The following is a 13,917-nucleotide window of genomic DNA, read 5'->3' on the forward strand; positions in this document are numbered from 1 at the left end:
CGACCACAATGTATGCAATTTCAGTTTATACATCTGACTGTTATTTTCCACCGTCACTTTTATCTGCACAGAGATTTCTTTATTTTGTACAGATGTCTGGTGTAACAAACCCCGAATATATTGAACATCTTCTTCAATTACTCCAAATTCTTTGAACAGATCAAATTTCGGATCATCCCTCTGACATAATATCTGCTGTTTTCCGTTTAAGATAGTTCATTGACCTGAAATTGCATTGTAATCAATTGAGTTCATTCGAAAGTCTCTGTATCTCATTGTAATATTTATTATCATCCATCCCTTTATCAGGCATTTTCGAAAACTGACGACTCAGTTCTTTCAGACACTTAAGGAGGATTGGATTAAACGATAAGATGATCATCATTTTTAGATATCTCTTTCTTTGACTGTCCACGTCCAGACAAGACAGCAGTTGCTACAAGTACACCTGACACCACTGCTATCAGACAACGTTTTGCCTTTTTCATACTTTTATTTTCCTCATTCTTTCCTGATAAAATCATTATTGTTACATCTATGAAATAACACCGAAAAAAGCACTGTCATACAGACAGTGCACGTCATTTTATGCAACTGGCTGCCATTTTACAGGCCCTGTAGCTTTGCGTCCCAGACTTTCATCTGGTTTGCCGATTTCCTTATTATGGATTACTTATGCAAAAAACTGATTTTATTATACTATAGCACTCTACTGTACACAAGATAAACATTACCATTTTAACGCCCGAAAGAAAAAAAGCGAAGTGTTTATCGTAACACTCCGCCGAAAGCCTAACCGGTTTGAGCCAGCCATTTCCGGCTGCAATTGCATTGGCGATATCGCAGGTATCACTGGATGTCCAGTCTGTCATGACAAATTCTCATCGATTTTTGGACTCCCATCGAGTCCAGTCCAAGTTCTTTTTTGTTTTAGCCATTTTATCCCCCTCTTATTTCATCCTATAATTGATTTAACGCATTTACCATCTGCTCAAGCATCTCACTGGCGGAGATGTTGCTGATTATGTTGGATTTAGTAAATCTTACTTTTTCTGCTTATTTCAAGAAAACACTTGGTTTCTCAGTCAGTGCATTTATCCTGCGCTGTAAACCGGAAGAAGGAAGAGAACTTCTGCAATACACGGATAAGTCCATCAGTACGATCAGCGAATTCCTGTGCTTTTCCAGCCAGAGTCATTTTCATACCGCATTCAAAAAACAATTCGGAATGACACCTTCTGAGTATAGGAAGAGGACCTGCAACACTTAACCTCCATTTTTTTCTTTGCAGAAAATATCCGTTCCGTTACAAGTCGTAATTCTTCAATCATATAATCGCAGACTACTATCTGATGGCTCTCTGTTAAGCAGGCATGAAAAATAACTTTTTACCAGCCTTTTAACACAGATACATTATAATTCACAGGATTGTTCACACCGTTTTTTGCCATTCTTCGCCACTCTTTGGGAACTGTACCTACAATCTGCTTAAAATTACGGATAAACGTACCTGTTGTCTGAAAACCGACACGCAGTGCAATATCCGACAGGTTATCATCCGAACGTTCCAGAATTTCACATGCCTTTTTTATCCTTATCAGATTGATATATTCTGCCGGAGAGATGTTAAGATACTCTTTGAATTTTCTCCGTAAATGTGTCTCGCTCATATGAGCTACCTGTAGCAGTTCTTCGATACCGATATCTTCCTGATAATTCTTTTCGATATATTCCAGAACATGCAATATACTTTCCAACACTTTATCGTGAATATTCATTGTCTCTGTAAAATTTGCTTCCGGATTCAGCCTCACCAGTTCTATAAGCACTGCCAGAAGTTTCGCTTTTACCGCCAACGAATACATTTCTCCTTTCGCACGCATCTCATCGAGAATACTTTTTATCAGGAAACTACATTCACCCCCTTCACCGGGGGACAGCACTAACGTTCTTTCCTGTAGTCTTTTTACAATCTGTTCTGTTTTTAGCACTTGTCCCGGCATTGCCTGTTTCAGAAAACTTTCTTCATCTACAAAAAGATATTCCCATTTCTGAATCTTTTCGTTATCTGCCACAGTGTGATGGGGAAAGTTTTTGGGTATCACGGTAATGCACCCTGAACTATAGGGAACCATCTTGTCTCCCAGACACATCCATCCCTCGCCTTTATAACAATAACCTATTTCCAGATAATTATGAAAATGCATGGAATCATTTCCGTATTCTGTCTCCCATCTTTCCCCTAATAATGCCAGGAGTGGCATTCCCTGCGGCAGTTCATAATATCGCAGTTCTACTCTTTCCTTTTCCACTGTTTTCAAACTTTTCTACCTCTTTCCATTAAAAACATCTTCCGCAATTTTGTTTTCTTCCGTATAAATACAGATATATTTTACCATACTCATTACAATAGTTGAATCCCCTCATGTTTTTCTGGAATTTATTTTTTTCAAAATATGGCATAAAAAAATTTGCAGAAGTTTCTGATTGATATTGAGTCAACAACTTCTGCAAACTTCTTTATTCAGCGGATAGGATAACAGGATTCATTAACCGGGACAACTCCCACAATTTTTGTTCCGGTGCTGTCTATCTGCATGTTTTTCTTTTTCTGATAATCCCAATGATCACTGCTCCTGATACTGTCACCATAGCTGCCGGCCATAAAACATTTACTGTATCCCCCGTTTTAACAGACTTTACTGCATTTGTTTTTCCTTCGGAGCTGCTCTGTTTTTTACTGCCGGACTGTCCGCTTGAAGAGTTCTTAGCAGACGTATTTTCTATCTGACCGGATATTTTATCATCTTCTTTTTTCGTAACAGTTTCTGACGCATCACCACTGTTTTCTTCCTTTTTTTCTTCCTGTCCGGATCCTGTTTTCTCTTCTTTTTCCGGAACAGTTACTGACAAATCCTTCTTTTCCACTGACACATTGCCACTGTTTCCTGCCAGTTTTTCAACATTTGTCGTAATCTTAATGACATCGCCGGTCTTTACGTTACCATCCAGTTCAAATGTCATTGTTGTCAGACATCCCTGTGCAGGCAGCTCCTCGGCCGATGCAAATGCAAGAACGATTTCCCCTTCTTCCTTATTGCCACTTATGCAATCGTTCACCTCACAGAGGGCATTTGTAACAAGCTCTCCTTTCTCGTTTGCTTTTAAATGAAGCTGGCTGCTGTTATACAGAATCCGTATTTTACCGTTTGTGATCGGATCTGCACCACTGATATCACACTGAACCTGTATGGTTCGTTGTTTCATGTTGATTCCCTGATTTTTGAGAGTAACGTTACTGTTCTCTGTCGCAAACACCTGACAGGTTTGTGCCAGGCAAAGAACAATTGCTGCCACTACTGCTAATTTTCTGATTATATTTTTCATATGCTGCCTGCCCTTCTCTCCGAATATCCGATTAAAATACAGTTATTTTTTCAGAAACCAGTTCCAGAATAGCAGAAGCATCCGCTGTATCGCTTACACCATCTCTGTTCACATCACCAACCAGACATTGTTCTTCGGTCAGCTCCGTCAACTCCGCATTGTATTTCAGCAGCAATGCACTGTCAGCCGAATCCACAGTTCCATTCAGATCAACATCTCCAAGTATTCTTGCTTCCATACATTCCTTCGTTAAGGTTTCCAGTACACGATCCACCACTTCCTGAACTGCGTTATCATCCGCATCGACTTTCGCTGCACTGTTATATGCATCCTGAAGTCCTTCCAGCGTTGTATCCAGATATTTATCCGCATTGTCCAGAATTTCTTTTGCTTTTGCAAGTACGGCTTCCAGTTCTGCCTTGTTTGCTCTTAGCTGGATACCAGTCATGGCCTCCATCAGCTTTTCATATGCCTGGTTGATATCCGCCGTATCCAGTTTCTGTTCAATAACATGTTTTGCCTCATCCACCGCATTCTGAAGTATCCCGGTGGAATCCGGTGTGAATTTATCAGATTTTTCCAGTATATTTTCCGCCTGATCAATGAGATCCTGCAATCGTCCATAATCTTTCTGAAGCATCTGTGTAACCGCTGTGATCAGACTCGTCGTTGCTTCATTTACAGCTGCCTGCCCTGCTTCCACATCTTCATATTCCGTGTTCAGTACTTCTTTTGCTTTTGTCAGTGCTTCCTGTACTGCCTGAATACTCTCTCCTGTATAATCAGCTGTCGTATCCGGGTCTGCCAGCAGTGTTTCCGCATTATTGATTGCCATCTGAAGGCCGGTCTTTTGCACACCGTTTTCCAGATCAGCGTATGCAAGAATCAGATTGCGCCATGCATCATCTACTTCCTGCTGCGAAGCATTTTCATTGTTTAATACTTCTGTTGCCACATTATATGAATTCAACAGGTTATTCCAGCTTTCTTCAGTAAATGCCTGATCACCGTTTATAATTTCCTGAACCATTGTTACTGCTTTTTTGAGACTTGCTTTATTCACTTCAATGGCAACCAGTCCCTCAGATGCGTTCTGCAGATTATTCATTGCTGTTGCCACCTCTTCTTCGGTCGCATTTTCATTTTTCAGAACTTCTTCTGCTGCTTTCAGTGCCTGTGTAAATGATGCCCAGGTATTATCCGTATAGTTTCCCTGTGTCAGATCTTTTTTCTCATTATAAAGATCCTGTAGTTTGGTCTTGTCAACAGAAGGTGTATCCGTAATTTCAGGATTATCAAGAACAGTAACGGTAAATTCTGCAGTTTTTTCATCTCCGGCTGCATTTTTAACCTTAAGTGTTACCTGATAGGTTCCATCGGCAAGTCCTTTTTCAATCTGAATCTGCTGTGTTTCTTCATTCCAGGTAATTTTACCGTCTCCGTTTTCACAGGAAAGAGTTACCTCAAAAGGTCCTGTTCCTTTCAGTGCAAAACTGCTGCTTTCTGTAGTTTCATATCCTTCTGTAATCGTCATACCGGAAGGACCTTCGAGGTCAATCGCAACCGGAAGATTCAGCAGAATAGACGGTGCCATATCTGCAGTTGCATTCTTAAAAGCTGCTGCACCTTCGCTGCTCACAAAATATACTTCCGTTCCGCTGGTTTCACATACTGCCAGTGTAAGAGCATCTTTCCCTGCTTTTATAGCATCCGTAACAAAATCAGTAATATCAACTTTTACTTTTGCACCGTTGATTGCCTGATTATCACCGGATGGCTTATCCTGCCCTGCTGTTCCCATATGAAATTCTTCGGACACGCTTGTATTCTCTTCTGTCAAAGTTTCTGCAAACGTCGGTTTTGTGTTCCATGTAATGGTGTCTGCACTCCAGTCGGCATCCTCAACCGCAGCAACTCTTATACTGTTTGTTGCATCCTCATTCGCATTCCTTCTCCTGATTATGTAAGTCAGCATCAGTTCTGCTTTATTATACAGACCTTCTTTTTCTCTTATTTTATCCAGATTAAATTTCAGATAAATAATTTTTCCATCAGTTCCGTCACCGGTATTTGTATTGGTGAAATCTTCACTCATCAGACCACTGTTCGGAATCAGAACCGTTGAGAGATATCTGGTTGTTCCGTAATTACTTTCTTTTTCACCCTTCCAGCTCTGCACATGTGCATCTTCTGCAACAGGAAAGCTCATTGCACTGTTTGTCGGAGAACCAACTTCAATTTTGACGGTACGTTTCACCTGCTGTTCTGTATAATCGGACACCGCAAAGGTTACTTTATATGATTTTCCGATTTCATCCTCGGATGGTGTCCAGCTGAATTTACCTGTTGTACTGTCAAAAACGGCTCCGTCCATAGCACTTACATCCGCTTCATGAATCGTCACCTCATCTCCATCGGCATCTTCTGCCTGAAGATAGAAGATCAGTGGATTTCCCGCATAAGCCTGCAGACTTTCCGCCGGAGCTGTGATAACCGGAAGTTCATTATCTTTTAGCGGCATACCATTTGCCGTGAATGTAAAGTTATCAACATTTTCAACCGTAAGTTTACTCAGCTGGCTTGTATATTCGATCAGTTTTCCGCCAAGATGAAGATTTTCGATTGTAACATTTTTAATATTACGAAATTCCAGAGGGGAGTCCGCATCGTTAAACCAGCAGTCTCTTACTGTTACTTCTTCCGGATGGAAATTCGTCAGATTTGTCGTATTAGGGAATCTGAGATTATTTTCTCCATTATCTGCAAAGGAACAGTTGTTAAATACAAGGCTCTCATAATTAGGGGTGCATCCACTCGTACCATTCTGAATACTCAGTGCACCGCCGCCACCATTCGGACTCCAGCCGGTCACGTGAACCGTATTCATGTTATTGAACGTATAACTCTTCATCTGGTAGCTTCCGCCATTCTCTTTCCACCTGGTATTATGACCAAGGCGGACCGCATTGGCAAAAGTACTCCAGCCCAGTGTATTATTAACCGTACAGTTTTCAGAATCATCCTGATCCCACTGTAACCTGTCATTATTATAAATACCGGCTGCTGCCGCAATATTTTTTTCTGTATCTGTTAATGCTGATAAATTCTTTCCTTTCAGTGCACTATTTGGAAAACCGTCACTGGGGTTGAAATGACCGGCTGCAAACGTGTCATCATTTCCCATAGTGATGGCACCATTTACCGTAATATTCTTTCCACTTGTCAGATCAAGACCGTCAACCCATGAATGCTGGAATGGTGTTAACCCTTTGATATTGTTATAGGTTATGTTTTGTACAGTATGGCATTCCCAGTTCCACTGTTTGGCATCTCTCACGTAGGTATCGTTGAATGTAATATTCTGAGAATGTACCAGCATACATCCACCCTGATGACCGGATTTGTCTGCATCAATGCTGTCGGTAGTACATATATACGTACCCTGTCCATCGTAAATACCCCGTCCGGATATGGTAATATTGGAGGAATTCCAGATTCCGATAGCAGGCTCCATTGCTTCCTGACATTCCTGCAGACGGTTTACCATCAAAGCATCTTCATCCGTATAGATCGTCAGTGCACCATCTGCTCCATTTCCATCCCAGTCCTTAATGGAAAGTCCTGACCATACATAAGTTCCTGCCGGGAAATAAATGGTATCCAGGTTCTCACTGTTTCTGACTTTCTCAAGAGCTGCCTGAAAAGCGTCAGATACATCATAAGAAAGCCGGGCACGCTTATTTGGAAAAGTAACTCCTTTGCTCTGGTACTCTTCATACACTCCTTCGCCGTATTCCCAGGTATATTCTGTTCCATTATTTAATGAAGTATCTGTTACAGAACCCGCATCTCTGCATTTTTCACCAACTGTATCTGTGATAGGATGTTCTTCCAGATACTGTTCGGAAAATTCTTTAAAGTTCAGTACATTATTCCCACTGAGATTCGGCTTTACTTCTGTCGGATCATTGATAATTGCCAGCTGTGGTTTACCGTTTACATCGTTTTGCGTACCGTTAATATTCAGAATACAGTATCGCAATCCTTCCGACATCTGAAAAGTAACCGTTTTTTTATCCTCACTGATCGTAAAAGCATCCTGCGGATAATATCTCTCAGGATAAGCAACCACACTGTCGATCGTTGATCCGTCTTTTAACGTCACTTCAAATACAGGCTCTGCATCATCTGAAGAGAATCTCGCCACATCCATGTGATAATATTTTCCTGGTGCACTCTGTTTCTGGTACTTATATACCGACACCGGCGTTCCGTTTGCTTTCAGTTCATACTTTGTCGATTCCTGATACTGGGCAGATTTCCGTACATCGTCGTTGTACACAATTGCTGATTCATCTTCAGCCGTTGTAGGATCATCTCCAGATTTTCCGTAATCATGAACGCTGGGTCTTCCAACTGCAGAAGTCACTTCCGGTACTTCCCCGGCTTCTGCTGCCAACACATGAAAAGGTAACGATGTAACTGCCACAGCCAATGTCATGAAAAGGCCAAACCCTCTGCGCCGTAAGCTTCTGCTGTTTTTGATTCTTCTCATAAAATTTCTTCCTTTCCCAAATACATTCTCTTTTCCTTCAGCTGTCGCCGTTCAGCCGGAAAATATCATTTTTAAGCGCCGCACTTAATTTATTGCAAGTATATCATTCTCTGTCGGATTTGAAATTTTATTCCAAACCTTTTTTTAATCATTTTCAACCATTTTAAGCAGTTTTACAGTTAAATCCGCCACCAGTTTATATATTTATTGTTATCTTTTATAAATATTTTTCTGTAATTCATGTTTTTTTGTATTATTTGTTAATTACCAGTACATCGTTTCGTAAATAACTGTATTATTCACGCAGGATACTGATTCGAGTGTGCAGTTCAAAAAACGTAGGCGTAGCGGGCTACGCTGAGGCTTTTTGAACTGTGCAATCGGATTCGTAGACAAGTGAATGATACAGTTATTTCGAAAACGATGTACTAGAGCGTGTTTGAAAAATAAAATTTGCACAAAACATATGTTTTTACCCTTTTCTTCATGGTAAAATAAAGAAAAAGGGGTGTTTATTATGACATTAAGACGATATGAATTAACCGATGAAGAATGGGAACAAATTGCTCCTTTGCTTCCGCCTGAAAATTCTGGTAAACAGGGCCGCCCAGCAAAAAGTAATCGTACTATTCTTAATGGAATGATCTGGATCGCCCGTAGTGGTGCTCCCTGGAGAGACCTTCCTGAACGTTATGGGGCTTGGCAAACGGTTTACTCTCGTTTTCGTAAATGGATTGAAGATGGCATCCTTGATAATATTTTTCGTGTTTTAAGCCTTGAAGCTGAACTTACAGAGTTATCTATAGATGCCTCTATTGTTAAGGCTCATCAGCATAGTGCTGGTGTAAAAAAAAGGGGCCTTCCAACGAAATCGGATACAGCCGCGGTGGAGCAAGCACTAAAATCCATGCCGTAGTAGATGCGTATGGATATCCAGTTTATTTTATAATCAGTGAAGGACAGCGAAATGACATTAACTATGCCATTCCGCTATTGGAACACGTTGATACAAGTGGAAGTAACATATTGGCAGATCGTGGATATGATAGCAATCAACTGATTGATTACATTTATTCTCACGGTGGCGAACCAACTATTCCTTCCAGACGAGGAGCTAAATTTGACCGTCATTGCGACTGGTGGCTTTATAAAGAAAGACATTTAGTAGAAAACTATTTTCTTAGATTAAAAGCTTTTCGCCGAATAGCTACACGTTATGATAAACTGGCATCAACCTTTTTGGGTTTTTTATGCATCGTGTCAATATTGATTTGGTTAAAATAAACAAAAACAAATGTTTTTCAGACACGCTCTAGCACAGATCGGATTTGGATTTGCTGTGTTTACAATAATATCTGCCTTTACTTTTGTAATATCATTACGAATTATCTTAAATGACACTGTGACACCTCATTTTCTTCCCATAATTTTAACACTGTATGTCTATTCCAATCTTATATCCTTTAAACTGATATTTCTGTAAAAAATCCCTTCTGAAAAGAATAAGATTATATCTTTTTCAAAAGGGATTTTAATCATATTATGCTGTCTACCTAAAACTCTTCACCCAATTCACCAGTGAATCATGCCAGATGTTATCATAAACGGTTTTTCGCATCTGATCATCTACCGGACCGTTTGCTGCCATTTTGCCAAGGATGGCCGCCTGGAGTTCTTCAACGGTCATCTCTTCCGGTGCCTTATTCGGATCCGGTGTTACACAAGCAGATGGCTCTGATTTTGCTGTTTCATCTGATGGTGATGTGAGTTCATTTGCTGTAAAATCAGCCGCCGGACTGTTTGCAGTCTCGTTTTCGGATGAATGATTGTTATGCTCTTGTGCAGATACTTTTTCTGAATCCACAGAAATCTCTTTACCTCCAGCCAGATTTTCTACCTGTTCTGTTTTTGATACGTCTGCATTGTCAGTTTCAATCGTAGTTTTCTCTGACTTTGTAGTTTCCGCTGGTTTTCTAGTTTCCTCTACCTTTGTGGTTTTTGGAATAGCCGTCAAAGCCGGACCTTTCTCACTATAATGTTCTTCCGGAATCCAGATATCTCCACTATTTCCAGGAATCGTTACATTGATCCGTCCTCCCTGCACTTCTGCCCGGTTTCCGGAAAGTGCTCCGATGTAGACACCGGTATTACCGGCTGCAAGATTCATTCCTGCAGGATTGTCATCGTTATTGACAGTCACGATTACCCGAACACCATCCAGATCACGGGCAAATGCATACTGGCGGTTGGTCAGTAACAGTTCGTTATAACTTCCGTAACTTAACGCCGGAGTGGCCTGACGTACTTTTCCGAGAGCCGCGATCAGTGCAGTGTAAGGATTTTTCTCTATCGCATCCTGATAATCAGCTAACTGCAATGCCGGACGAAGACTCGCATCAGAGAATTTTTCTTTCTTTCCTTCAATACCGAATTCCGATCCGTAATAGATACTTGGAATACCAGGCAGCGTGTAAAGCAACACATGTACCGGTGCAAAGTGCGCCTTATTGCTGAGTTTTGTGTAGATACGTTCTACATCGTGATTGTCCACAAAATTATACAGATCCAGATCACCCATGTTCTGCAGATATTTTACCGTATGTGCGATCTCAAAATAGTTATGATCGTTGTGTCCGCTGTAAAGAGCTTTGTGCAGCGCGTAGTTGGTTACGCTGTGCAGTGTTCCACCGTTGACCCAGCGGCTGTAATCTCCGTGAATAACCTCACCCATCAGCCAGAAATCTTTTTTCACTTCGTCTGCGGTACGGCGCAGGGCATGCATAAAGTCAAAATCAAGTACATCTGCCGCATCCAGCCGGATGCCATCGATATCAAACTCCGATACCCAAAAACGGATCACATCGCAGATATAATTCTGAACTTCCGGATTTCTCTGGTTCAATTTCACCAGAAGGTTATATCCACCCCAGTTTTCATAGGAAAATCCATCGTTGTATTCTGTATTGCCGCCAAAGTTAACATTACAGTACCAGTTGACATAGCGGGAATGTTCACGGTTAGCCTGAATATCCTTGAAAGCAAAGAAATCGCGTCCGGTATGGTTGAAAACACCATCGAAAATCACACGGATACCTTTTTCGTGACAGGCTGCCACAAATGCGGTAAGGTCTTCGTTAGTTCCCAGACGGGAATCCAGCTTTTTGTAATCGGTTGTCTCGTAGCCATGTCCTACGCTTTCAAATAAAGGACCAATATATAGAGCTGTACATCCCAGTTTCTGGATATGATCGATCCATGGAAGCAATGTGTTCAGTCGATGTACCGGTGTGCCGTAATCGTTCTGTGCCGGTGCTCCGGTCAGGCCAAGGGGATAAATATGATAAAAAACAGCTTCATTATACCAACTCATATGAATGCACCTCTATTTTCTAAAATTTGCAATTATTCATATTATTAAATCAATTGCATTTACTTTTTCTATCATAACACATATTTGATAGAAAATCCAGTGTTTTATATACCGGTCAGTATATAAATTTAATCGCACGAACAAAAAATTTGTTTTCCAAGATTTTTCGCTTATGTAAGATCGCTTTATGGACACTTTCCACTCTTGCACAGTTCCATTCTTGATGAGTAATCTTTATTTCTTAGCAGGCATTTTGACTTGCTGTTTGCGTAAAAAAATTCACCCTCGGACATTATTTTCCGAGAGTGAATTTTTTTACGTGAGCAACGAGCCAAAGTCTGTGCTTGCACGAGACCTCGGCGACTGCCGCGATAACTACGAGAAACTCGCGAAGCGTGTTTCTTGTAGTTTTATGCCATAATCGGTTTTAAAGCTTCTGCCAGTTTTTCTTTCTCAGCTTCAGCTTCTGCAAGATCTTTACCTAGTGTGGTGTAATAAATCTTGATCTTCGGTTCTGTTCCGGATGGACGAACGATAACGGTCTCGTTGTTATCCAGTTTGTAGATCAGAACATTCGCTGACGGAAGACCTGTCTCTTCCGGTTTCTCATAGTCCGTTACTTTGACAACTGTATGACCGGCAATATCCGTCAGAGGATTTTTGCGAAGTCCTTCCATGATGCCTGCCATGGTGTCCATACCGCTCAGACCAGGGAATTCGAAGCTGTCTACTTTGTTCAGGTAACGGCCGTATTCTTTATAGATCTCTTCCAATCTTGCTTTCAGAGAACTTCCGGTGCTTCTGTAATATGCTGCCATCTCACAGATCAGCATGGAAGCGATAACGGCATCTTTGTCACGAACATAAGGACCAGCCAGATAGCCGTAGCTCTCTTCAAAACCGAAGATGAAACGGTCAACTTCACCTGCTGCTTCCAGCTGTGCAATCTGATCACCGATCCATTTGAAACCGGTCAGAACGCTTCTCAGTTCTACACCGTAATGTTCTGCAACTGCATCTGCCAGCGGTGTGGATACGATAGATTTTACTGCTACCGGGTTCTGTGGCATCGTACCTTTTTCGATACGTCCTGCACAGATATAATCCAGAAGCAGAACACCAACTTCATTTCCACTGACCAGTTCATAAGAACCATCTGGGCACTTCATAGCGATACCGACACGGTCTGCATCCGGGTCGGTTGCGAGCATCAGGTCTGCGCCGGATTCTTTTGCAAGATTCAGTCCCAGTTCCAGTGCTGCAAAAATTTCCGGGTTCGGATAACTGCAGGTTGTAAAGTAACCGTTTGGATATTCCTGTTCCGGAACAATAGTAATATCGGTAATTCCGATGTCTTTGAGTACCTGTGTAACAGGAACCAGACCGGAACCATTTAACGGGCTGTATACCAGTTTCAGTCCAGCTGTTTTGCACAGACCCGGACGAACCTGTCTGGATTCGATTGCATCGTACAGGGCACGTTTGCAGTCATCACCTACGAAACGGATCAGACCTTCTTCCACACCTGCTGCAAAAGACATGTATTTTGCACCGGTCAGAACATCGGTTTTCTGGATCTCATCGTATACGATAGCAGCTGCATCGTCTGTCATCTGGCATCCGTCCGGACCGTATGCTTTATAACCATTGTACTTTGCAGGGTTATGAGAAGCAGTTACCATGATACCTGCATTACAGTTGTAATATCTGGTTGCGAAAGAAAGGGCCGGAACCGGCATCAGAGCATCATAGATTCTGACTTTGATTCCGTTGGCTGCCAATACACCTGCAGCAGTCTTTGCAAATACATCACTTTTCAGACGGCTGTCGTAGCTGATGGCTACAGTTTGTGTGCCGCCCTGTGTTTTTACCCAGTTGGCCAGTCCCTGTGTTGCCTGACGGACCACATAAATATTCATACGATTGGTACCTGCTCCCAGGACCCCACGAAGACCAGCAGTTCCGAATTTTAATGCGACCGCGAAACGTTCTTTGATCTCATCATCGTTTCCTTCGATTCTGGACAGTTCCGGGTTCAGATCGGCATCCTCAAGATCTGCTGCCAACCAGCGTTTGTATTCTTCCTGATACATTATTTACCACTCCTATTATCTATATTTTTGTCACTTAAAAAGTTATATAGATTGTAACATGTTTTCACAGAAACAGCAACTGCTTTGTGAAACTTAAACGAATGTTAACAAATAATTTCGGTGAAAACGACAAATTCTACTATATTATCAGAAAAATCGCATGTCATTTTCCAATGACAAAACACGCCAGATATCATATCATGTTCTCAATTTTCCAGAGTGGCGAAAAATAATTCATAAAAATCGTCCTCGCCTTCCAGTTTTGGCGAATTTTCTCCCCCACCGTTGGTACTGCGACGCATGGAAGCATAAAACTCTTCCCCTGCCTGAATCAGATCCATCGTATAGATTGGATAACCTTCTTCCTGACATTTTTTACAGAAAGCATCGACAGGATTCTTCTCACTGCGGGTTGCAAAGAGTGCTTTTCGAAGTTCCGGGTCTTTCTTGGCTTTCAGCTGCAGTGCATCCAGTAATTCAATCGTATTCATAAAACATCCTCCTTTATCCCG

General features: G+C 41.5%; 8 protein-coding genes, 1 pseudogene and 1 riboswitch. Of the genes and pseudogenes, 2 read left to right on the plus strand and 7 right to left on the minus strand.

Annotation, left to right across the window (positions count from 1 at the left end):
- Positions 1-362: 362 nt before the first annotated feature.
- Positions 363-524, minus strand: a complete 162-nt coding sequence (locus ETP43_RS18040) for a hypothetical protein (protein WP_330546468.1) — start codon at positions 522-524, stop codon at positions 363-365.
- A gap of 62 nt (positions 525-586) precedes the next feature.
- Positions 587-662, minus strand: a riboswitch (cyclic di-GMP riboswitch).
- A gap of 362 nt (positions 663-1,024) precedes the next feature.
- Here ETP43_RS18040 and ETP43_RS08120 point away from each other — a divergent pair.
- Positions 1,025-1,270 (plus strand): helix-turn-helix domain-containing protein, encoded by a 246-nt coding sequence (locus ETP43_RS08120; protein ID WP_243114232.1) that lies wholly within the window; start codon positions 1,025-1,027, stop codon positions 1,268-1,270.
- A gap of 118 nt (positions 1,271-1,388) precedes the next feature.
- On the opposite strand, the gene ETP43_RS08130 is transcribed toward ETP43_RS08120, so the two are convergent.
- From ETP43_RS08130 to ETP43_RS08140, 3 genes are all read right to left on the minus strand, one after another.
- On the minus strand, positions 1,389-2,312 hold the full coding sequence (locus ETP43_RS08130) for an AraC family transcriptional regulator (RefSeq protein WP_243114332.1): 924 nt from the start codon (positions 2,310-2,312) through the stop codon (positions 1,389-1,391).
- A 277-nt stretch (positions 2,313-2,589) separates the two neighbouring features.
- Positions 2,590-3,387, minus strand: coding sequence for a hypothetical protein (locus ETP43_RS08135; RefSeq protein ID WP_129257703.1), 798 nt, complete (start codon positions 3,385-3,387; stop codon positions 2,590-2,592).
- Positions 3,388-3,418: 31 nt separating this feature from the next.
- Entirely contained in the window at positions 3,419-7,942 is a 4,524-nt protein-coding gene (locus ETP43_RS08140) for a CBM96 family carbohydrate-binding protein (protein WP_129257704.1), read from the minus strand.
- 550 nt (positions 7,943-8,492) lie between these two features.
- Between ETP43_RS08140 and ETP43_RS08145 the strand changes: the two are divergent.
- Positions 8,493-9,223: pseudogene (locus tag ETP43_RS08145) on the plus strand (IS5 family transposase); the annotation flags it as partial.
- Between the two features lie 268 nt (positions 9,224-9,491).
- On the opposite strand, the gene ETP43_RS08155 reads toward ETP43_RS08145, so the two are convergent.
- The 3 genes from ETP43_RS08155 to ETP43_RS08165 all read right to left on the minus strand — a co-directional run bounded on the left by ETP43_RS08155 (position 9,492) and on the right by ETP43_RS08165 (position 13,896).
- Complete coding sequence (locus ETP43_RS08155; RefSeq protein ID WP_129257705.1) at positions 9,492-11,312, minus strand: alpha-amylase family glycosyl hydrolase; 1,821 nt, start codon at positions 11,310-11,312, stop codon at positions 9,492-9,494.
- Between the two features lie 410 nt (positions 11,313-11,722).
- On the minus strand, positions 11,723-13,405 hold the full coding sequence (locus ETP43_RS08160) for a phospho-sugar mutase (RefSeq protein WP_129257706.1): 1,683 nt from the start codon (positions 13,403-13,405) through the stop codon (positions 11,723-11,725).
- 206 nt (positions 13,406-13,611) lie between these two features.
- Complete coding sequence (locus ETP43_RS08165; RefSeq protein WP_022172422.1) at positions 13,612-13,896, minus strand: hypothetical protein; 285 nt, start codon at positions 13,894-13,896, stop codon at positions 13,612-13,614.
- Between the last annotated feature and the right edge of the window lie 21 nt (positions 13,897-13,917).

The organism is Blautia faecicola (genome assembly GCF_004123145.1).
In the GTDB taxonomy this organism is placed as follows: Bacteria; Bacillota; Clostridia; order Lachnospirales; family Lachnospiraceae; genus Oliverpabstia; species Oliverpabstia faecicola.

Coding starts and splice junctions, on each gene's coding strand:
- ETP43_RS08120 (WP_243114232.1), top strand. CDS start 1,025: ATGTTGGATTTAGTAAATCTTACTTTTTCTGCTTATTTCAAGAAAACA.
- ETP43_RS08160 (WP_129257706.1), bottom strand. CDS start 13,405: ATGTATCAGGAAGAATACAAACGCTGGTTGGCAGCAGATCTTGAGGAT.
- ETP43_RS08140 (WP_129257704.1), bottom strand. CDS start 7,942: ATGAGAAGAATCAAAAACAGCAGAAGCTTACGGCGCAGAGGGTTTGGC.
- ETP43_RS08165 (WP_022172422.1), bottom strand. CDS start 13,896: ATGAATACGATTGAATTACTGGATGCACTGCAGCTGAAAGCCAAGAAA.
- ETP43_RS08155 (WP_129257705.1), bottom strand. CDS start 11,312: ATGAGTTGGTATAATGAAGCTGTTTTTTATCATATTTATCCCCTTGGC.
- ETP43_RS18040 (WP_330546468.1), bottom strand. CDS start 524: ATGATTTTATCAGGAAAGAATGAGGAAAATAAAAGTATGAAAAAGGCA.
- ETP43_RS08135 (WP_129257703.1), bottom strand. CDS start 3,387: ATGAAAAATATAATCAGAAAATTAGCAGTAGTGGCAGCAATTGTTCTT.